This window comes from Puribacter membranae, assembly GCF_055380425.1.
The window spans coordinates 1,851,780-1,872,773 of sequence record NZ_AP040167.1 but is presented as its reverse complement, the minus strand read 5'-3'; the positions used below and the strand labels follow the sequence as shown (position 1 = coordinate 1,872,773).

At 55.8% G+C, this 20,994-nt stretch carries 18 protein-coding genes and 1 pseudogene; 11 read left to right on the top strand and 8 right to left on the bottom strand.

What is annotated here, in order from left to right; translation table 11 throughout:
• Positions 1–20: 20 nt before the first annotated feature.
• Positions 21–1,307, bottom strand: coding sequence for an enoyl-CoA hydratase-related protein (locus ACZ41M_RS09035; RefSeq protein ID WP_464737503.1), 1,287 nt, complete (start codon positions 1,305–1,307; stop codon positions 21–23).
• 162 nt (positions 1,308–1,469) lie between these two features.
• A pseudogene (locus tag ACZ41M_RS09030) lies at positions 1,470–3,482 on the bottom strand (oxidoreductase); the annotation flags it as partial.
• Positions 3,483–3,617: 135 nt separating this feature from the next.
• On the opposite strand from ACZ41M_RS09030, the gene ACZ41M_RS09025 reads away from it, so the two are divergent.
• From ACZ41M_RS09025 to ACZ41M_RS09015, 3 genes are all read left to right on the top strand, one after another.
• Positions 3,618–4,184, top strand: a complete 567-nt coding sequence (locus ACZ41M_RS09025; protein ID WP_464731481.1) for a PadR family transcriptional regulator — start codon at positions 3,618–3,620, stop codon at positions 4,182–4,184.
• Between the two features lie 138 nt (positions 4,185–4,322).
• Positions 4,323–4,673: a carboxymuconolactone decarboxylase family protein gene (locus ACZ41M_RS09020; RefSeq protein ID WP_464731482.1), complete on the top strand. Its 351-nt coding sequence runs from the start codon at positions 4,323–4,325 to the stop codon at positions 4,671–4,673.
• 121 nt (positions 4,674–4,794) lie between these two features.
• Positions 4,795–4,989 (top strand): YgaP family membrane protein, encoded by a 195-nt coding sequence (locus ACZ41M_RS09015; RefSeq protein ID WP_464731483.1) that lies wholly within the window; start codon positions 4,795–4,797, stop codon positions 4,987–4,989.
• A 71-nt stretch (positions 4,990–5,060) separates the two neighbouring features.
• On the opposite strand, the gene ACZ41M_RS09010 is transcribed toward ACZ41M_RS09015, so the two are convergent.
• Entirely contained in the window at positions 5,061–5,423 is a 363-nt protein-coding gene (locus ACZ41M_RS09010; protein WP_464731484.1) for an ArsR/SmtB family transcription factor, read from the bottom strand.
• 127 nt (positions 5,424–5,550) lie between these two features.
• On the opposite strand from ACZ41M_RS09010, the gene ACZ41M_RS09005 reads away from it, so the two are divergent.
• Genes ACZ41M_RS09005 through ACZ41M_RS08990 form a run of 4 tightly spaced genes read left to right on the top strand, consistent with a single transcriptional unit; the run spans position 5,551 to position 11,633 of the window.
• Complete coding sequence (locus ACZ41M_RS09005) at positions 5,551–6,609, top strand: efflux RND transporter periplasmic adaptor subunit (RefSeq protein ID WP_464731485.1); 1,059 nt, start codon at positions 5,551–5,553, stop codon at positions 6,607–6,609.
• 27 nt (positions 6,610–6,636) lie between these two features.
• Positions 6,637–9,975 carry an efflux RND transporter permease subunit gene (locus tag ACZ41M_RS09000; RefSeq protein ID WP_464731486.1) on the top strand — a complete coding sequence of 1,113 codons (3,339 nt, stop codon included), beginning with the start codon at positions 6,637–6,639 and terminating at the stop codon, positions 9,973–9,975.
• Positions 9,976–9,996: 21 nt separating this feature from the next.
• Positions 9,997–10,206, top strand: a complete 210-nt coding sequence (locus ACZ41M_RS08995; RefSeq protein WP_464731487.1) for a YgaP family membrane protein — start codon at positions 9,997–9,999, stop codon at positions 10,204–10,206.
• Positions 10,207–10,238: 32 nt separating this feature from the next.
• Positions 10,239–11,633 carry a TolC family protein gene (locus tag ACZ41M_RS08990; protein WP_464731488.1) on the top strand — a complete coding sequence of 465 codons (1,395 nt, stop codon included), beginning with the start codon at positions 10,239–10,241 and terminating at the stop codon, positions 11,631–11,633.
• A 274-nt stretch (positions 11,634–11,907) separates the two neighbouring features.
• Here the strand turns inward: ACZ41M_RS08990 and ACZ41M_RS08985 are convergent, their stop codons facing one another.
• Together ACZ41M_RS08985 and ACZ41M_RS08980 are read right to left on the bottom strand one after the other, a co-directional pair.
• Positions 11,908–12,684 carry a ferredoxin--NADP reductase gene (locus ACZ41M_RS08985; RefSeq protein WP_464731489.1) on the bottom strand — a complete coding sequence of 259 codons (777 nt, stop codon included), beginning with the start codon at positions 12,682–12,684 and terminating at the stop codon, positions 11,908–11,910.
• Between the two features lie 140 nt (positions 12,685–12,824).
• Positions 12,825–13,433, bottom strand: coding sequence for a glutathione S-transferase N-terminal domain-containing protein (locus ACZ41M_RS08980; RefSeq protein WP_464731490.1), 609 nt, complete (start codon positions 13,431–13,433; stop codon positions 12,825–12,827).
• A gap of 91 nt (positions 13,434–13,524) precedes the next feature.
• Here ACZ41M_RS08980 and ACZ41M_RS08975 point away from each other — a divergent pair, with 91 nt between their 5' ends.
• Entirely contained in the window at positions 13,525–13,869 is a 345-nt protein-coding gene (locus tag ACZ41M_RS08975; RefSeq protein WP_464731491.1) for a hypothetical protein, read from the top strand.
• Between the two features lie 64 nt (positions 13,870–13,933).
• Here the strand turns inward: ACZ41M_RS08975 and ACZ41M_RS08970 are convergent, their stop codons facing one another.
• The 3 genes from ACZ41M_RS08970 to ACZ41M_RS08960 all read right to left on the bottom strand — a co-directional run bounded on the left by ACZ41M_RS08970 (position 13,934) and on the right by ACZ41M_RS08960 (position 17,165).
• Positions 13,934–15,262: an ammonium transporter gene (locus tag ACZ41M_RS08970; RefSeq protein ID WP_464731492.1), complete on the bottom strand. Its 1,329-nt coding sequence runs from the start codon at positions 15,260–15,262 to the stop codon at positions 13,934–13,936.
• Positions 15,263–15,651: 389 nt separating this feature from the next.
• The gene (locus ACZ41M_RS08965) at positions 15,652–16,206 is read right to left on the bottom strand and encodes an AAA family ATPase (RefSeq protein ID WP_464731493.1); all 555 of its coding nucleotides are present in this window, start codon (positions 16,204–16,206) and stop codon (positions 15,652–15,654) included.
• Positions 16,206–17,165 (bottom strand): AEC family transporter, encoded by a 960-nt coding sequence (locus ACZ41M_RS08960; protein WP_464731494.1) that lies wholly within the window; start codon positions 17,163–17,165, stop codon positions 16,206–16,208. Before ACZ41M_RS08960 ends, ACZ41M_RS08965 begins: the two co-directional genes overlap by 1 nt.
• A 309-nt stretch (positions 17,166–17,474) precedes the next feature.
• Between ACZ41M_RS08960 and ACZ41M_RS08955 the strand changes: the two genes are divergently transcribed.
• The 3 genes from ACZ41M_RS08955 to ACZ41M_RS08945 all read left to right on the top strand — a co-directional run bounded on the left by ACZ41M_RS08955 (position 17,475) and on the right by ACZ41M_RS08945 (position 20,954).
• Positions 17,475–18,398, top strand: coding sequence for an alpha/beta fold hydrolase (locus tag ACZ41M_RS08955; RefSeq protein WP_464731495.1), 924 nt, complete (start codon positions 17,475–17,477; stop codon positions 18,396–18,398).
• A gap of 20 nt (positions 18,399–18,418) precedes the next feature.
• Entirely contained in the window at positions 18,419–19,165 is a 747-nt protein-coding gene (locus ACZ41M_RS08950) for a hypothetical protein (RefSeq protein ID WP_464731496.1), read from the top strand.
• A 118-nt stretch (positions 19,166–19,283) separates the two neighbouring features.
• Entirely contained in the window at positions 19,284–20,954 is a 1,671-nt protein-coding gene (locus tag ACZ41M_RS08945; RefSeq protein ID WP_464731497.1) for an NAD-dependent malic enzyme, read from the top strand.
• Positions 20,955–20,994 lie beyond the last annotated feature (40 nt).

Below are 20,994 nucleotides of genomic sequence, written 5' to 3'. Positions count from 1 at the left end.
ATCTTTTTTACAGCAACCATTTACAGCGCCTTGAGTGCGGCATCCACTTTTTGTAGCAGTTCATCGGTAATCATCCCGCCGGAAAATTTCGCCACCGTGGTCAATGACATGGACTTTGCCATTGCAAGCTGCGGGTGCGTGGAAAAACCCGGCAGGTGCTGTTCGAGTAAGGCACTTGCTGGCGCATAGTCGAGCAAATCTTGGACGGTGGATTCGATTGAATAGCTCGGTTGGGTTGCTTGTGGCACTGCTTGCGGCGTTGCTGCGGGTGTTGGCGAGGCTTGCGTTGCGTCGGATTGCGCTGCGGCGGCGTGATACAGATCGGCCAACGGTGTCAAGGGTGCAAATTGCCCGTCGCGTTTGCCTTGCCACGCGGCGACGGCTTCGGCCATTTCCGCCGGATCAAAAATCGCACTTTGCAGCACGGCCATGTGTTGCAGTGATTCGGTCACGCCGTGATCGCGCGCGTGGTTGATCGCGGTTTTGCAGCCGGCGACGGCGGCGGGCGATTGGGTGGCGATGCGGCGCGCCAGTTTGAGTGCGTGCGCGAGCAGCGCGTCATGGTCGGGCAGAACGGCGTTGACCAGCCCAACGGACAAGGCGCGTTCGGCGGGCATGCGTTCGCTGGTGTAGGCCATTTCGCGTACCACGCCGAGCGGAATCATTTTCGGCAGGCGTTGCAATACGCCCAAATCCGCGACCATGCCGATTTGCGTTTCCTGAATCGAGAAAAACGCATCTGCCGAGCATACGCGAATGTCGCAGGCAGCGGCCAAGTCCAAACCGCCACCGATACAGCCGCCTTGAACCGCGCAGATGACGGGGAAGCGTGCTTGCTCAAGCACATTGAAGCAGTCCATTAACTGCGACAAGGCGTTTTGAAAGCCGAAACGCGCGCGTGGCGTTTGCGTGCTGAATGCTTCGCCCAGACCGGCGAATACGTCCAGTGACATGCCGGCGCAAAAATGTTTGCCGGTCGAGCTGATGACCAAGGCGCGGGTTTCGCCGGACTCGTCCAGTTGGCGTACCGCGTCGCGCAGCAGCGGGAAAAACTGCGGTGTCATGGTGTTCAGTTTGTCGGCGCGGGTCAGTTGCAAATGTGCGACGCCTGCTTCCACGCTGAGGCTGAAATATTCGTTGCTTTCTGTCTGCGATGCCGAGGTGGACGCCGAGGTTTTTGCTGCTGTTTCGGCTTGAGACGCTTGTGGCGAGGCTTGCGATAAAGCTTGCAACTCGGTGTCAATGGCGTTCAGCACGTCGTCGCTGATCAAGCCGCGTGCGAATTGCGCTACGGTTGCGAGCGGCATTTCGGCGGCCATGGCTAACTGCGGGTGCGTGGAAAAGCCCGGCAGGTGTTTTTCCAAAATGGCTTTGGCGGCATCGTTGGCGAGCAAGTTTTTGACGGTGGATTGTTTGGACAACGCGGGTGCGTTGTTGGCAGGCGCGTCGTCTTTTTTCTCCAGATCGAAGTTCGCAGCCAGCTCCGTGCCCTGCTTGATCGCGCGTTTCGCATCCAGCTCTGCCGCGACATCCGCGCCGCCGATCAGGTAAACGGTGCAACCGGCGGCTTCCAAGCCTGCTTGCAATTCGCGCAGCGGCTCCTGCCCTGCGCAGACAATCACATTGTCCACCGGCAAGGTGTGCGCTTGTCCCGCCACGGTGATGTGCAGGCCATCGTCGTCAATGCGGTCGTACTGCACGGCGGACTGCATATCGACGCCACGCGCTTTGAGCGAGGCACGGTGTATCCAGCCGGTGGTTTTACCCAGTCCTTCGCCGACCTTGCTGGCTTTGCGTTGCAACAAATGCACTTGGCGCGGTGGCGTCGGAACGTGCGGCGTGCGCAAACCACCCGCCTGCGCGTAGCTCGTGTCCACGCCCCATTCGGTGTAGAACGCTTCCACCGGATTGTCGTCGGTGCTGTGGTGCGTGATGTATTCGCCCACGTCAAAGCCGATACCGCCGGCGCCAATGATAGCGACCCGTTTGCCGACGGGCTGCTCGTCGCGCAATACGTCCAGATAGCTCAATACTTTCGGGTGGTCAATGCCGTCAATCGGCGGTGTGCGCGGAACCACGCCCGTGGCGAGCACGATGGCGTCGTATTGACCTTGCGTGAGCATCTCGACGGTGGCGCGGGTGTTCAGTTGCAAATTCACGCTGCGCAGTTCGATTTGGCGCGCGAAGTAGCGCAGGGTTTCGTTGAATTCGTCTTTGCCCGGCACTTTTTTGGCGATGTTGAATTGTCCGCCGATTTTGTCCGAGGCTTCGATCAAGGTGACGCGGTGGCCGCGTTCGGCGGCGGTGGTGGCAAAGGCCAAACCAGCGGGACCCGCGCCGACCACGGCGATGTTTTTCGGCGTGTCGGTCGGTTTGATTTCTAAAATCGTTTCGTGGCAGGCGCGCGGATTGACCAAGCAGGACGTGACTTTGCCCGCGAAGGTGTGATCCAAACACGCTTGGTTACAGCCAATGCAGGTGTTGATTTCGTCGGCGCGGCCTTCGCGCGCTTTGACCATGAACTGCGAATCGGCGAGGAACGGACGCGCCATCGAGATCATGTCGCAGGTGCCGTCGGCGAGCAATTGCTCGGCCAGTTCGGGCGTATTGATGCGGTTGGTCGCGACCAGCGGAATGTTTACTTGACCCATCAGGCGTTTGGTCACCCAGGCAAACGCGCCGCGCGGAACGGCAGTGGCGATGGTCGGGATGCGCGCTTCGTGCCAGCCGATGCCGGTATTGATGATGGTGGCGCCGACTTGCTCGATGGCTTTGGCCAGTTGCACCACTTCGTCAAAAGTAGAGCCACCCTCAACCAGATCGAGCATGGATAAACGGTAGATGATGATGAAATTCGTACCGACGCGCTCACGCACGCGACGCACGATTTCGATCGGAAAGCGGATGCGGTTTTCATACGTGCCGCCCCACTCGTCCGTGCGCTGATTGGTGCGCGCGGCGATGAATTCGTTGATGAGGTAGCCTTCCGAGCCCATGATTTCCACGCCGTCGTAACCGGCTTTTTGTGCCAGCGCGGCGCAGTTGACGAAATCGGTGATGGTTTGCTCGACTTCTTCGCTCGTCAATTCGTGCGGTACGAACGGGTTGATCGGCGCTTGGATGGCGCTCGGCGCGACCAGATTCGGCTGGTAGGAATAGCGGCCAAAGTGCAAAATCTGCATGGCGATTTTGCCACCCGCTGCGTGTACGGCATCGGTGACGATGCGGTGATGTGCGGCCTCTTCCTCGGTGGTCAGCATCGCGCCGCCCGCCATGGGGCGTGCGCGGTCGTTCGGCGCAATGCCGCCGGTGACCATCAGGCCGACGCCGCCGCGTGCGCGCTCGGCGTAGAATGCGGCCATGCGCTCAAAACCGTTTTCAACCTCTTCCAGCCCGACGTGCATGGAGCCCATAATGACGCGGTTTTTCAGGGTGGTGAAGCCCAGATCGAGCGGGCGATTGAGTAGTGGGTAGTGGCTCATGGTCGTTCCTTCTGCAATGATTGGTATGATTTTTAGTGCTTTGCATTTTTATGCAACTGGTTGCAAAATCATAGCGAGGTTTTTTATTTTATGCAACTGGTTGCATAAAAAAATCCTGTCCTTTAGAATTTCGCCATGTCTTTACCTCACGCACTCTTAACCGCCCTCGTCGGGCGCTCCGCCTCCGGCTCGGATTTGGCGCAGCGCTTTGACCGCTCGCTCGGCTATTTTTGGCACGCGACGCATCAGCAAATCTACCGCGAATTGGCGCGGATGGAGGCGCTCGGCTGGATCGCTTCATTGCCCGCCGAATCGGGGCGTGGCCGCAAACGCGCGTATCAGATTTTGCCTGCGGGACAGGATGAGTTGAGTCGCTGGGTCGGCACAAACATGGATCCACAGCCGCTGCGCAATGAGCTGATGGTGCGTCTGCGTGCCGAAGCGGTGTTGGGTTCCGTGGATGCGGATTCAACCACGGGTTTGGTGCAGGAGCTGCGCCGTCGCCTGCGCTTGCACGAGGAGCAATTGGCCTTGTACCGTGAATTTGAGCAGCGTGATTTAAGCCGTCAGCAGGGCGCTGAGCCGACGCGTAAACAGGCTTTGCAGAATTTGGTTTTGGCCTCGGGGATACAGCATGAGGGCTTTTGGATTGAGATTTGTCAAAAGGCTTTGGCGATTTTGGAGGCGCCCGAATCACCATAGTCGGTCATGTTGCGTTGGAAAACGCCATTGAACACACAACCCCTTTGCTGACGCGAAGGGGTTTTTTCTTTTAGAACCAAATCGAATAAACTTATGCTAATATAAAAATATCGTAATCAACTCGTTTTGGAGCTTAGTGTGGCTATCCCGTCTTATCGTGAACTGACCAGTGAGATTAATCAGCAGTTGGCGCCGTTTCGGCAAGAGTCGCCGGAGGTAATGAAAGCCTTTGGCGAACTGGCACGCGCTGCGACCAAAACCAATGTGTTGGATGAGAAAACCAAGGAGTTGATCGCCGTGGCGATTGCGGTGGCGACACGCTGTGACGGCTGCATTGGTTTTCATGTCAAGGCTTTGGTGCGTTTGGGCGCGAGTAAGGAGGAGCTGAACGAAACGCTGAATATGGCGGTGTATCTCGGCGGTGGCCCATCATTGATGTACGCGGCCAATGCGTTGGCGGCGTTTGCCGAATTCAGTGCGCAAAGTTGAAGCGCTTTTGACTGATGGTGTGGTTTTGGCGGTAGAATGGTCTTGACACTGCGGTGATCCTGCCCATTGTCGCGTAAGGCCTTGAGTTTGTTTGATGATTTTTTGAAAAAAGGAGAAGGCTATGAGTCCAAATGTAGGTGGTATTGATAAAGTATTGCGCATCGTCATTGGTATCGTATTGATTGCTTTGGCGGCAACTGGCAACATCGGCGCATGGGGTTATATCGGGATTGTTCCCCTGTTGACCGGCGTGTTTAGCCGTTGCGCTTTGTACTCATTGCTGGGTATTAATACGTGTCCGGTGGATAAGAAGTAATTTTTAACTATGTGAAAAAGCCCACGCATGCCGTGGGCTTTTTTGTTTCCTCTGTGAGCGAACGTGTCGGCTCAGCGGTGACCACTCACTTCGGCCAAAAGGTTTTGCTGCTCTTCCTGCTGTTTTTGCAGATGCGTGGCGATGTTGCCGCAGACCACATCGCACAGCTCGTACACCGCCGCGTCGGCAATGCGGTAGTACACGCTGTTGCCTTGACTGGTTCGGCTGACCACGCCTTGCTGCGCCAGTAGGGACAGATGTCGCGAAATATTGGCCGCCGTGTAGCCGCAAAGCTGTGCCAATTCACCGACGTTGCGTTCGGATTGGCGCAGTTCGTTCAAAATCGTCAGGCGCGTCGGGTCGGCCAGCACATGGAAGTAGCGTGCGACGGCTTGGATGGTGGCGGGGGTCATTTCTTTGGCGGTCGTTTTCATGGCGCTCATCTTACCTGAATTTGCTGAAAAACGTGTCTGAACAAATCTTATTTATCATAGCAAAACAACTAATTAACTAATTAATTAAATAGTGTATAATGATTTGAATGATTGAATGAGGTGGCTTATGAAACAAAATCGCAAAGTGTGGTGGGTGGCTTTGGCCGTGGCTTGGGTTGTGATATTGGCGCTCGGCGCATGGTGGTTTTTGGGGAAAAAAGCACCCGAGGCCCAGCTTGAGCCGGCCAAAACGAGCCATATTGCCACGCTCAACGTCACTGCGGGTGCGCACACGAATCAAGCCAGTTTTGATGGCGTGGTCGAGTCGGTACGGCAGAGCGTGATTGCGGCGCAGGTCGCGGGCAACGTGGTGGAGATTCGCGTGCGTGCCGGTGATCGCGTGAGCGCAGGACAACTGCTGTTGCGCATCGACGGCATGGCGGCAGAGCAGGCTGCGGCGGCAGCGCGCAATGAGTATGCGCGCCAAGAGGCGCTGTACCGCAAAAATTACATCAGCAAAGCCGCGCTGGAGCAGGCGAAAGTACAACTGGCCGCAGCCACGGCGCAATCGGGCTATTTCAGCATCAAAGCGCCGTTTTCCGGCGTGGTGACCGAGGTGAACGCGAAATTAGGTGAAATGGCGCTGCCGGGTGTGCCGCTGATGCAGCTTTTTGACCCGTCGGCGATGCGCGTGAGCGCACAAGTGCCGCAAACGCAATTGGCCCGTCTGAGCAAAAGCATGACGGCGCGAGTGGAACTGGCGGGTATGACCGAGGAAAACCAATGGCTGGTTCCGGCGACGATGGAGATTCTGCCTGCGGTGGATGCACGCACGCACAGCGGCACGATTCGATTGCCGCTCAAGCAAACCAATATTGACCTCGTGCCGGGTGCGTTTGCCCGCGTGTGGGTCGATCTGCCGCCATCAACGGATGCGGCGAATGCAGTGAATGCCGCGTCGCTTTGGATTCCGAACACCAGCGTGCTGCGCCGTGGCGAAATCAACGCGGTGTATGTGAAATCGGCGCAAGGCGTATTCCTCATGCGCCAAGTGCGCTTGGGGCAAACGCAGGGCGAGCAGGTGCAGGTGTTGAGCGGGCTGCTGCCGGATGACGAAATCGCTGTGGATCCGCATTCCGCTGCTGCGGCATCCGATGCGGAAACCCGTGCGCCTGCGAGTCAATAACATTCGTGCATTCAAAAGGAAGTCACCATGAGTCAAACAGAAATGCACCCACAAACCCCTGAGCCGAACCCAAAAATGGGCGTGTCGGGGCGGATTGCGGCGTTTTTCCAAAGTGCGCAAATCACACCGCTGCTGGCTTTGATCGCCCTGCTGTTGGGCGTGTTCGCCGTGCTGGTCACGCCGCGCGAAGAGGAGCCGCAGATCAACGTCACCATGGCGAATGTATTGATTCCTTTTCCCGGGGCGTCGGTTAAGGACGTTGAGCGCATGGTTGCCACGCCAGCCGAGCAAGTTTTGGGGCAGATTGCCGATATTGAGCACGTCATGTCGGTGTCCAATCCGGGCGTGGCGGTGATTACCGTGCAATACAAAGTCGGTGTGCCGCGCACCGAAGCATTGGTGCGCTTGTACGACACGCTTAATTCTAATACCGACTGGCTGCCGCAAGGACTCGGCGTGCTGCCGCCCATCGTCAAGCCCAAAGGCATTGATGACGTACCGATCGTTACCCTATCCTTGTACAGCAAAAATCCGCAGACCGATGTGCATGAATTGGAGCGGGTCGCAAACAGTCTGGAAACCGAACTCAAGCGAGTGAATGGGACGCGCGAGGTGAAAACCATCGGCGGCCCCGGGCGCGCGGTGATGGTCGAGCTGGATGCGGCGCGCATGGCCGGTAGCGGCGTGGATGTGAACGCGGTGCGCGGCGCTTTGCAGTCGGCCAATATGGGGGCGCCGATTGGAAATCTGCTGGGCGGTCAACAAACGGTGTATGTCGAAACCGGCGCGCATCTGCGCAATGCACAGGATGTCGCCGAGCTGATTGTCGGCGTTGCCAACGGTAACCCCGTGTATTTGCGCGACGTAGCGAATGTGCGCGATGGTGCGCCGCCACCGTCGCATTATGTGTGGTACGGGCAAACGGCGTATGACCCGAACGTGGCGAATGCGGCATTCGGCGAATACCCCGCCGTCACCATGAGCATCACGAAAAAGCCGGGTGCGAACGCAATTGATGTGGCCAATCAAGTCATGAGTCGCGTTGAGCAACTACATAACACCGTGATTCCGGCGGATGTCTCGGTCGCTGAGACGCGCAACTACGGCGCGACCGCGAACGATAAAGCGGTGAAATTGATCCAGAAACTGATTTTCGCCACGCTCTCGGTGGTGGCGCTGGTGTACTTTGCGCTCGGTCGGCGTGAGGCGGCGATTGTCGGTGCGGCGGTTGCTCTGACCCTGATGGCGACGTTGTTTGCCTCGTGGGCGTGGGGCTTTACGCTCAATCGCGTGTCGCTGTTCGCACTGATTTTCTCCATTGGGATTCTGGTGGATGATGCGATTGTGGTGGTGGAAAACGTGCATCGACATTTGGCGATGCACGTTTCGGCGCAGGCTAACATTGCTACTCATGAAATGAGTGAAAGCAATGTTAAGGATGCGGTAGCATCCGGCCGAAGCCAGAATATCCTAGACAAAATCATTCCTCGCGCGGTGGATGAGGTCGGCGGCCCGACCATTTTGGCCACCTTGACCGTGATCGCCGCGTTGCTGCCGATGGCGTTCGTCAGTGGTTTGATGGGGCCGTATATGAGCCCGATTCCGATCAATGCGAGCATGGGCATGCTGTTGTCGCTGGCGATTGCTTTTGTGGTGACGCCGTGGATGGCACGTCTGTGGCTGCACAAAGAGCCGTCGCATCATGCGGGATTGTCGGACAAGCTGCGTCCGTGGTTTGAAAAAATCTTCCGTCCGCTGTTGGATGTGAAAAACGGCGCGAAGAACCGCTTTAAACTCGGCTTGGGAATTTTCGGTTTGATTGCGCTGTCGATGATTTTGCCAGTGTTGGGTTTGGTGCAATTGAAAATGCTGCCGTTTGACAACAAATCTGAGTTCCAAATCGTGGTCGATATGCCTGCGGGTACGGCGCTGGAAGACACCTCGGCGGTGTTGCACGAATTGGGCGCGTATCTGGGAACGGTGCCTGAAGTGACCAATTATCAAGCCTACGCGGGCACTGCCGCGCCGATCAATTTCAATGGTTTGGTGCGTCAATATTACCTGCGCAGTGGCGGCGAGGTCGGTGAATTGATCGTGAATTTGCAGGATAAACACCATCGCTCGGAAAAAAGCCATCAAATCGCCACCCGCTTGCGGCCTGAATTGCAAAAAATCGGGGCGCGTTACGGTGCGAATGTGAAGGTGGTGGAAGTACCGCCCGGGCCGCCGGTGCTCGCGCCGATCGTGGCTGAGGTATACGGGCCGGATGATGCGGGTCGCGCGCAGGTGGCGAAACAAGTGCGAGCCGTGTTTGCCCAAACCGAAAGCGTGGTCGATGTGGATGACAGCACACCGGCCAGTGCGCCGCGCACCGTGCTGACCGTGGATCGCCGTAAAGCCGCGCTGCTGGGGATTTCGCAACAAAGCATCGTCGGCACGCTGCGCGCTGGTTTGGCGGGCGAAGCGGCGACGTATTTGCGCAACCACAGCAAATACCCCGATTCGGTGACGCTGCAATTGCCTGCGGACAAGCAAGGCAATTTGGATGCGCTGTTGCAAATGACCGTGCGCAACGCGCAGGGGCAAAGCGTGCCGATTCGTGAGTTGGTCCAAGTGAGCGACACGCTGCGCGAAGCGCCGATTTACCACAAAGATTTGCTACCGGTGAATTTCGTGGTCGGTGATATGGCGGGTAAAATCGACAGTCCGTTGTACGGCATGTTTGGTATGCGCGGCGATATCGCCAAAATCACCACGCCCGATGGCGGTCAATTGACTGATTATTTCATCCGACAGCCGGACGATACCTATCGCGGCTATTCGATCAAATGGGACGGCGAGTGGCAGATCACCTACGAAACCTTCCGTGATATGGGTTTGGCGTACGGTGTCGGTTTGATCTTGATTTATCTGTTGGTGGTGGCGCAGTTCGGCTCGTATTTAACCCCGCTGATTATCATGGCGCCGATTCCGTTGACCATCATCGGTGTGATGCCGGGACACGCGCTGCTGGGTGCGCAGTACACCGCGACCAGCATGATCGGCATGATTGCGCTGGCGGGGATCATCGTGCGCAACTCGATTTTGCTGGTGGACTTTATTCGCTTGCAAACCGCTCAGGGTATGCCGTTCGCGCAGGCCATCATCGAGTCGGCGATCACGCGGGCGCAGCCGATTATGCTCACGGGACTGGCGGCGATGATGGGCGCGTTCTTCATTTTGGACGACCCGATTTTTAACGGCTTGGCGATTTCACTGATTTTCGGGATTTTTGTATCGACGATTTTGACGCTGGTGGTGATTCCGCTGCTGTATTACGTGGCGTATCGCAAAAAATACGAAGTCGTGGCGGATGCGGATATTTAATGGATTTTTAAGGAGAAAAAGATGCGTTCATGGCAAATGGTGCGGATGTTCGGTGGTTTGTTTGTGTTGTTGTCTTTGGCGTTGGGCGTGCCCAGTAGCCCGATTTTCGTGAGTCAAAACTGGTTGTGGTTCACCGCTTTTGTCGGTGCCAATTTATTGCAAAGCGCATTCACGAAGTGGTGTTTGCTGGAAACGATTTTGCGCAAACTGGGCGTACCTAGCGGTTGCTAAAGCCCGATTATTCAGTTGTGAGGAACCTCGATATGCCGAATCGAACAGTAGGGATTATTCGCTTGAGCCGACTGGTGTTGGGGCTGACCTTGGTGTGGTCGGGCGTGGCGTATGCGGATGATTTGAGCTTGTCTGAGGCCATCGCTTCAGCCAAATTGCATGATAAAGAGTATCTATCCGCCAGCACGTTGACGGACAGCGCCGATGCTTTGCGCGCGCTGGCGAGCAGCCTATGGCGGCCGCAGGTGGCGCTCATCGCATCGGCGGGTAAAGCCAGCAATGAGACGAAAACCGCCGGAGCACAGTTTTCCGCACCGAGCATGGGGATGCTCCATCAAGCGGCGGATTTCAACACATCCATCCGCAACAGCACGATGACGCAATGGGCGGTCAGCGCGAAACAACCGCTGTTCAATCCGGCGCGGCGCGCGCAGAGCCAACAGCTCAAACTCGGTGCGCAGATAACCGATTTGCAACGTCAAGGTGCGGAACAAGCGCTTATCGTGCGCACGGCGGAACGCTATTTTGACGCACAACTGGCGCAGCAAAAATTGCAGTTGCTCAGTGCGCAGCTCAAATCCACCCAAAGCTCGGCAGAGGAAGCGCAATACCGCTTCGACATTGGCAATCGGCCGATCACCGAAGTGTACGAATCCCAAGCGCAACTGGCTGAAATCCAAGCGGCGCATTACGGCGCGCAAAGCGACTTACAGATCAAATTACAACGGCTGCAAGACGCCATTGGCCACATCCCCGCCGCCTTGCCCAACGCATTGCAACTGCGCCAACCCCTGCCCAAATTAGAGCCGCTCGCGGTGTGGCAAGCCAAAGCGCAGCAGAACAATATGGACATACAGATGCAGGCATTGACGGTGCGCAATGCGCAGGCCAAAGCGCAGGAGTACGCGATCGGCGCTTCCGCATCCGTAGATTTGCTTGGACAAATCGGTCGACAAAAACTCAGCGGCGATGGAGACTATGGCGCAGCCAAAAACCAACAAAACAACAGCATGATCGGCGTGCAACTGACTGTACCGCTGTACACCGGCGGCTACAACAGCGCGAAGTACCAAGAAGCGCAAGCAGCGCTCAAAAAAGCGCAAATGGATTTACAACGCACGCAGGAACACGTCGCGCAAAACATCAACGCCGCATGGCTCGGCGCACAAACCGCACAATTGCAAGTGAGCGCCCTGAGCGCCGCGCTCAAAGCCAGCGCCGCGCGTTTAGACGCGACCAAAACCGGACAAGAAGTCGGTCATCGCACCGTGCTGGACGTGCTCAACGCGCAGAACCAAAACACCCAAGTGCGCATTAATCTCGAATCAGCCAAGCAGCAGTACGTCATGAGCCGTCTGCGTCTCGGTGCGCTGGTGCAGGCGCTGGATGAGGGGATGATACGTCAGTGGGTAGCGGATAAACCGTAATCCACGATTCATGTGAAGTGACAAAAAAAGAGCCTGATATAGCATCAGGCTAAGGCTGTTGGCAAAGTCTTATTATAAACTAAAGCTCCGTCATTCCCGCGAAAGCGGGAATCCAGTCATAAATCTAACTGGTTGCTTTTATTAGCATTCTGGATACCCGCTTTCGCGGGTATGACGGTATTTTTCTTGAATTTTGTACGAATTTTAAGTACTGAGAAGGTTTGTCAGCAATCTGAGTCTGATAGCATCAGGCTCTTTTTTTGCGGTCAAACCATTATTTCTCAACGAACGCACGCTCAATCGCGTAGTCGCCCGGCTCGCCCATGCGCGGCGATTCGGTAAAGCCCATGTCGTTGAGCATATCGCAGCAGCTTTGCAACATCGATGGCGAACCGCAGATCAATACGCGGTCGGTTTCGCGGTTCAGGCGCGGCATGCCGATGTCGTCGGTCAGTTTGCCGCTGATAATCAAGTCGGTCAGGCGACCTTGGTTGTAAAACGGCTCGCGTGTGACAGTTGGATAGTAAATCAATTTTTCACGAATCTCTTCGCCGAAGTATTCGTTGTTCGGCAATTCTTTCATGATGTAGTCGTGGTAGCCCAGCTCGCTTACATAACGCACGCCGTGGATCAGGATGATTTTTTCGTAGCGTTCGTACACGTCCGGATCGCGGATGATGGACATGAAGGGCGCCAAGCCCGTTCCCGTCGAGAATAGATACAGATTTTTACCGGGCAGCAGGTTGTCTTGTACCAGCGTGCCGGTGGCTTTTTTGCTGACCAATACTTCGTCACCAACCTTGAGGTGTTGCAGGCGCGAGGTCAGCGGGCCGTTTTGTACCTTAATTGAGTAGAACTCCAGTTGTTCTTCGTAGTTCGGGCTGACAATCGAGTAGGCGCGCATCAGCGGCCGGCCTTCGACTTCCAGACCGATCATGACGAATTGGCCGTTGATAAAGCGCAGTCCCGGATCGCGGGTGCAGGTGAAGCTGAACAGCGTGTCGTTCCAGTGGTGCACGCTGGTCACTTTTTCGTAATAAATATTTGACATTTTTTTATTCGCGACAGAAATAAATGAAAGTCATATTGTACTATTTTTGTCGGGATTCTTCAGCGCTTTTTCCCTGTATGGGCGGTCAACTGTGTTAAACAACCAACACGTATTTACTTATGCCTAATAAGTATATTGTTTCAGCGCGGTAAGCTCTCGGCAAATGCCGCTTGGCTCGCCAAGTGTGCTTCCCATTGCGCCGTGTGTGGAAAATCGGTGCGCCATGCGTAATCGGGTTGACGAAAATCAATGAAGTTAAGCACGCACATCAGACCAATATCGGCGACGCTGTAGGCATCGTTGGCCAACCACGGATGTGTGGCGAGCTGCGTTTCAATCACGCTCAGTCCGGCATGCAGTTTGCCGCGTTGCCGCGTCAACCAATCCGGCCATTGCAAGGCTCCGGGACGCAGTTGCTCCACGCGGTATTTGGCCGCCGCATCCATCAAGCCGTCGGTCAGCGCTGCCCATTTGAGCGCTTCGATGCGCTGCATGGGTTCGCTCGGCAGGTGCATGGGCGCGAGCAGTTCCAGATATTCGGCGATGACGCGTGAGTCAATCACGGCGTCTTTTTGGTTGATCAGCAGGCACGGTACTTGGCCAAGCGGATTGTGCGCGGCGACGTGCGGATTTTGTCCCCATACATCGTCTAAAATCCAGTCGTAGGGCAGCTTTTTCTCCGTCAGCATAATCCGAATTTTGCGCACATACGGGCTGGTCAAGGAACCGATCAAAGTCAAATGTGGCATAAAACGTCCTTTCACAAAAAAATCCGTGGGCTTTGCACTATAATGCCGCCAATCAGTGCAGTCTGTGAATTAAACGCCGTAGGAGCGAAAAATGCAAACATTATCTAAATGGGTCATGGTATTGGCCACGCCTTTACTCTTTGCCAGCGCCTGTACGCAGGAGACGCAAAACCAAATTGGCCGCAGTATCCAAAACTGGACGGGGACGAACGGTATTTTAGAAGTCTATGCGGGCAATACCTTGGTCAAACGCTTTATGAATATTGACAAAATGTCCACCGCGATGGGCACGAGCGACGGCAGCGCGCGTTCGTATCGCTATGGCTACGGCGTGATTGACCTGAATCTGAATGGCAAAGTGGATCCGGGCGAGCGTCGCGTGTATTTTGAGATCAGCGATTATTCAACCTCTTATATTTTCTACGAAGCACCCTAATGACTCGATATAAAAACGCCCTGTTTATTTCAACAGGGCGTTTTTGTGCGGCAGTTGCAAGGGGTTATTTGTTGGTATACGCCGATTCTTCGTGACACACGATGTCGATGCCTTCCATTTCCTCGTCTTTGGTCAGGCGCAGACCGCCCGCCAGTGAAATCAGTTTGAGGATGATAAATGTGCCGATTGCCGCGTAAACAATGGTTGCGCCCACGCCGATACATTGGATTTTGACTTGCTCGAACGTGCCTTTGCCTTGACCGGTGGAGAAGGCAAACGCGCCGGTCAGAATCGCGCCGACAATGCCCGCCACGCCGTGACAGGCGAATACGTCCAATACATCATCCACTTTAAACCGACGTTTGTTTTGTACCGCCCAGAAGCTCGCCGTCGCGCCAATCGCACCGATCAAAATCGCATACGCCGGGCTGACCAATCCGGCGGCCGGTGTGATGGCGACCAAACCCACCACCGCGCCGGTTGCGGCGCCCACGGCGCTCATGGCGTGGCCGGTGGCGCGTTCCCAGATCAACCAGACCAGCATGGCGGCGGCGGTGGCCACTTGCGTGGTCAGCATCGCCAAGCCTGCCGAGCCGTTCGCGCTCAAGGCGCTGCCCGCGTTAAAACCAAACCAGCCGAACCAGAGCAAGCCTGCACCGAGCAACACAAACGGAATATTGTGCGGAATCGCGCTGTTGCGGGTTGATTGCAAACGCGGGCCGAGCAATTTTGCCGCCACCAGCGCCGATACACCCGCGTTGATGTGAACCACCGTGCCACCCGCAAAATCCAGCGCACCCAGATTGAACAACCAGCCGGACGCATCCCACACCCAGTGCGCCACCGGGCTGTACACAAAGATACTCCACAACGTGATAAAGGCCAAATATGCGCCGAATTTCATGCGATCGACCAGCGCACCGCTGATCAGCGCGGCGGCGATGATGGCGAAGGTCGCTTGGAACATCACAAACACATATTTCGGAATCAAATGCGTCGGGTCAAAGGTGGTTGCGGTGCTGCTGCTGTCCATGCCCGCGAGCATGACGTTGTGAAAACTACCGAACCATGCGCCCATCGGATTGTCGCCAAACGCGATCGAGTAACCGACCGCCACCCACACCAGCGTGATTACGCCCATCGCGGCGAACGACATCATCATGGTGTTTAGCACGCTTTTGCTGCGCGATAAACCGCCGTAGAAAAAGGCCAGCGCGGGCGTCATCAGCAATACCAAGGCGGACGCGATCAAAATAAAGGCGGTGTCGGCGAAATCCACCACGGCTTTGATGGTCTCCGGCGCGGGCGGCGTCTCGGTCGAAGTTTGCGCCCAAGCAGCACCGCTCGCCACCGTGGCCAGCAGCAATACCAAAGGCATTCCATAACGTTTCATACACATTCTCCTGTAAGGCTTTGCAATTTGATGAATGAACCTGTTGCCATACCCAAAAGCAGACCATTGGAGCCGAGACCTTCGCATTCATTTTTGCGTTCATTTTTGGCTCGCCGTCGCTGATTTTGAGCAAACATGGCCGAAGTGTGAGTGAAAAAAATCCGCTTGTAAAGCAAGCGGCCTGTTGAATAGTGTTTGTAAGTGATTGAATTTATTGTATTTTTGCTTTACGCTGGTGCATCGGATGCGTTGGGTTCAGAACTTGTGCGCTCGTTTGGTGCGAGCGGTGGATGAATGAGCGTGTGATTGTCAAAACGCATTTTTTTGGTGCATGGGCAAATTTTTTTCAAAAAGCCCTTAGGGTGGCGCAAAATTTCCACAATCGTGTTTCACTGCGCTGAATCATGCACAATCGATAGAGACAACGCACGCAACGCGTTGTGCAAACGCGCTGTGCCGTGGCCGCTGACCACCGTGTACGGGCGCCGGTAGCGCGCCAGCCAAGTTTCGTATTGCACAAAAATCGCCTGACGCTGCGCCAGTTCGGGCGCGCTGCGCAGTGGGTCGGCCTGCCACGGCAAATCAGGCGCGAGCAGCAGATAATCGGTGAAGCTTTGCGTTGCGCAAGCGTGTTCGATTTCCGGCGGCACATAGCCCAATGCCGCCTGCGCCCAGACCGCCAGCACGGTGGCTTCGGTATCAGCGATCAAGTACGACGCGCCACTCTGCTGTGCGGCGAGGATACCCGCGTGAATCAGGCTGTTTTGTCCGTTCAAAATCGCGAGCAGATCGGCCTCATCGTATGCGCCAGCGCGCGCGGGGACATATTCACGCGCATATTCGCGCACCCAAACGCTATTCAGATGCGTTGCCAATTGCGCGCACAGCGTGCTTTTGCCCGAGCTTTCGGGGCCGAGAATGGCGATGGTGCGCAGTTTGGACATTACAGCCAACCCACTGCGCGCAACAGCGCAATACCGCCTGCCGCGACCGGCATGGCGCCCACGGTGGTGATGCCGATGATATTGGCGGCGGCGACTTCATTCGCGCCCATCGCTTTGGCCATGACATAGCTCGCAGCGGCGACCGGTGTGGCCATCATCATGAACAGCACGCCCATATTCAAACCCTGCAAGCCAAAGGCCAGTCCGACCAACACGGCGATGAGTGGCGCGGCGATCAGACGGCCAATGCTGGCCCAGAGCGCGATACTGGACACGCTGAACAGCGATTGCACATTCAACGTGGCGCCCGCGCAGATCAAGGCCAAAGGCAGTGCCACCGCCGACAAATAACCGCCGGTTTGTACCAACAGCGGCGAGACCGGCAGCGCGACGGCTTTGGCCGCCAGCGCGAGCAAAATGGCGACGATCAGCGGATTGGTCAACAGTTGCTTGGCAAAATAACCCGCTTGCACGCGGCGCGAACCGGACACATTTTGGTTCAATGTAATCACCGCCAATACATTGTAGAGCAAGGTCATGGCGCCGCCATAAACCGCGCCGACGGCGACGCCTTCGGCACCATACGCATTGGCAATGAACGCCAGTCCGGCAATCATCGTATTCGCGCGGTACACGCCCTGCACAAACACGCCTTTGTCGGTGGCGGCCATGAGCGTGCGTGCGGCGATCAGTTCCGCACCGAAAAACAGAATTAAACTGGCGACGGCGCCGGCAGCGATCAGCGGAATTTGCGAGCCAAAATCCACCTTGTTGCCATAAATGCTGAAGAACAGCAGGGCGGGCAAGGAGTAGCGAAACACGATTTTCGACGCCTGATCGCAAAAACGCGCATCCACCTGCCCGCTGCGGCGCAAAAAATAACCCAACGCCAACAGCAAAATGCTGGGCAATGTGACGGATAAGGCAAACACCAAGGCGTGCCAAAACGAGCCTGACATGAACATCCTTCAAATAATGCGGGTGCGTGGCGCGTGGTTATGCGTGCAGTCAAAGCACTGTCAAACGCCCACCAGCGGCATGATAACACCTCCGACGCACCAAATCAGCCCCGCGTGGGTATGCTCGGCTGGTATGCAGAGTAGTGTGGCTCAATATGCGGCTTGAAGCCGCGCGCGGGAATGTGTATATTGAACCGTTTATATTCGTCCACTCTCCACTGTTTCATGAAATTTCAAATCCCCTTTGTCCTACTGCTTTGCGCGGTGCTGTCCGCGTGCAAACCGGCGCACAGCGCTTTGGAGCGCGTTATGCCTGCGTCAGAATCGACTACCGCCGCATCAACGGCGCTTGCATCCGTCGCCCCCGCATATGCCGATTTGGCCTACGCCGGAACGCCCAATCCGGCGCAGATGCTGGATGTGTATCTGCCGGATGCGACGATGAATGCAAGCGAGCAAGATCGTCGGCCATTGGTCGTGTTCATCCACGGTGGCGCATGGATGATCGGGGACAAGGCATGGGTGCGTGGCGGCACGCATATGCAGCTGGAACAATTCCTACACCTGCTGCTGCGCAATGGCTATGCCGTCGCGTCGCTGAACTACCGCCTCGTGCCGGAAGGCGTATTCCCCGCACCGATTCACGATGTGAAAGCCGCCGTGCGCTATTTGCGCGCCCATGCCAACGAACTGGGCATTAACCCCGAGCGCATCGCGGTGGCGGGCGAATCGGCGGGTGCGCATTTGGCGCAACTGCTCGCGGTCAGCGCTGACCAGCCGAGCTTGGAAGGCGATTTGGGCAATGCCGCATTCAGCAGTCGAGTCAAAGCCGCGGTGAGCTACTACGGCATAGCCGATGTGCGCCGTTTGGCGGGTGAACGCATTGATCAGGGCTGCAAAAATCCGTGGGTGTACGACCCGAATAAGCCGAACGAGGCTGAATACGGTCTGCTCGGCGGCGGCAATCTCGATACGCCTGAGCAGCAACAGCGCGCATTATTGGCCAGCCCGATTCATTATGTCGATGCGGGTGATCCGCCGATGTTGCTGCTGCACGGGCGGCAGGATTGCGTGGTGGCCGTTGTACAGTCGCAGGCGATGCATGCGGCGTTGCAAAAAGCCGGTGTACCGAGCCAATTGCGTCTGATTGCCGCCGATCACGCCGAGGCGAAGTTTTATACCGATCCGCAGTTGCAACGGCTATTATTGGATTTTCTACGAACCTACTTATAAAAACCAACAGGAGACGAGTGATGCGCAAACAAATGAGTCAAATCTGGCACTCTGCGCTTAAAAAACCAGTGGCCTGCGAACATTTGGAAGGTCATCCGTATTGCCCGCTGTGTGGTAAGAAATTGGCAATTAAACGCATTGATTCCTCGATTTTGGAGGAAAATAAAGTGGAGTATTGGCTGACCAAGATTTTTCGCCAGACCTTGTTGGGGCTGTTTATCGCGCCGGGGCAGCGGATTCGTACCTTTATTCAGACTGACCGCGAGGTGCTTACCCGACCATTGCCGTATTTGGTGCTGACGGCGGCGGTAGCCAAATGGACGACCGATTTGGCCAATGAAATGGTGCAATGTGATGGCAATATGCTTTGCCAGTGGGCGCTCGATAATCCCGTTGCGACCCAAATCATTCAGGCCATGTTGCTTGCTGCGGTCTTGCGTTTTGTGTTTTTCCGTAACAGTGGTTACAACGTATGGGAATTTGCTACGCTGTTTGTGTATTTGCTGGCGCAGGGGTTTTTGATTTCCTCTGGGTTTGCGTTGTTTCATTTTGCCACGGGTATTGATACGTCAATATGGCCGGCCTTGATCGCGCGCAATGCGTATTTGGTATTTGCCGTAGTGCAGTTCTTTGACGACAAAAGCGCTTGGGGTGTGCTCAAGGTGGTTCTGGCCGTGTTGTTCGCCATGATGCTGTTTTTGGGTGGTGCACTGGCGTTGGCATTGGCGATGGAATGGCTGAAACCGCTTTTATCATCCATTCGATGAGCGATTCCGATGGATGAGCTGTTTGTTGGCGTATGAGGAAATGAGCGAACCAAAAAAGCAAACATGAGCTTTTTCGGAAGGTTTACAATGACATGGTTTTTATGTTATGGAGTTACTCATGCCAGAAGTCATTCGTGTCAAAGCCTTAGGTCGTCATTTACTCAAAGATCCTTTCCTCAATAAAGGCACTGCCTTTACTGCCGAGGAGCGCCGCGCGTTCCATATTGAAGGCCGTTTGCCGCCGCGTATCGAGACGCTGGAGGAGCAAGTTGAGCGCCAGTACGAGCAATTTTCTTCGTGCAAAACCAACCTTGAAAAATATGTGTACCTGCGCGAATTGCAGGACTACAACCGAATTTTGTACTACTCTTTGGTCAAGCATCATTTGGAAGAGATGCTGCCGATCGTGTATACCCCGACTGTGGGCGAAGCGATTCAGGAGTTCAGCCACATCTACCGCGAGCCGCGTGGTTTGGTGGTAACTGAGTCGAATTACCGTGATTTGGACGATATTTTGTCCACCTATTCGGGCACGACCAAGCTGGCGGTGGTGACTGATGCCGAGGGGATTTTGGGTATTGGTGATCAGGGTTTTGGCGGGATTGCAATTTGTATCGGTAAATTGACTTTGTACTCCTTGGCCGCAGGCATTCGCCCGATTGAGACCTTGCCGGTGCTGTTTGACTTTGGTACGAACAATAAAAAATTGCTCGAAGACCCGTTTTATCTCGGCGTGCGCCAACCGCGCACCCGCGGCGCGAAATATTACGAGATGATCGATGCTTTCGTCACCGCATTCAAAAAACGCTTCCCCGAAGCGATGGTGCAGTGGGAAGATTTCAGTAAATCGACCGCGTTTGACGTGCTGGAGCGTTACCGCGATACGATTCCGAGTTTCAATGACGACATTCAGGGCACGGGTGCGATGGCGCTGGGTGGTTTGCTCGCCGCGACCGAACAAGGCCGCAAACTGGCCGATCAAGTGTTCCTCGTCAGCGGCGCCGGCGCGGGTGGCATTGGCGTGGCGTCGCAAATCATGCACGGTCTGATCCACGTCGGTTTGACCGAAGAGCAGGCAAAAGAACGCATTTATGTGCTCGACTCGCGCGGTTTGGTTTTGAGCGACCGCGAAGGTCTGGAACCGTACAAACTGCCTTTCGCGCACGATCGTGAAAAACTCGTTGGCTGGAGCTACGCAACTGAAAATCCGAATATGATGGACACGATTCGCAATGCGAAAGTCACCGCGCTGATGGGTTTGTCCGGTCAAGGCGGCTCGTTCAATCAACGTGTGATCGAAGCGGTGATGGAAAATACGCCCAATCCGATCGTATTCGCCCTGTCGAACCCGACCGATCTGACCGAGGTTTTACCACATGACGCGCTGTGTTGGAGTGACGGTGCGGCAACAGTGGCAACCGGCAGTCCGTTTGCGCCGGTGGAGTGGAAAGGCAAGGTCTATGAAATTGGCCAAGGCAACAACACTTTCGTATTCCCTGGCATTGGCTGGGGTGTGATCGCCTCGGGCGCGCGCAAAATCAATCAGGAGATGATGACCGCCGCAGCGATTGCTCTGTCCACACAGGTGACGATTGCGCGCATTGCACAGGGCGCGGTGTTCCCGCCGATTTCCGATCTGGAGCACGTCACCACCGTGGTGGCACGCGCCGTAGCCGAAGCCGCGTTTGAAACCGGCGTAGCCACACACAGCAAAGAGCAGATCGAAGCCGGTTTGGCCAAACACAACTGGACGCCGATTTATCCGATTTTTGTGCCGGATAATGATTGATTCGCAAAGGTGTGGTGTGTGACACATGTAAGCAAATAAA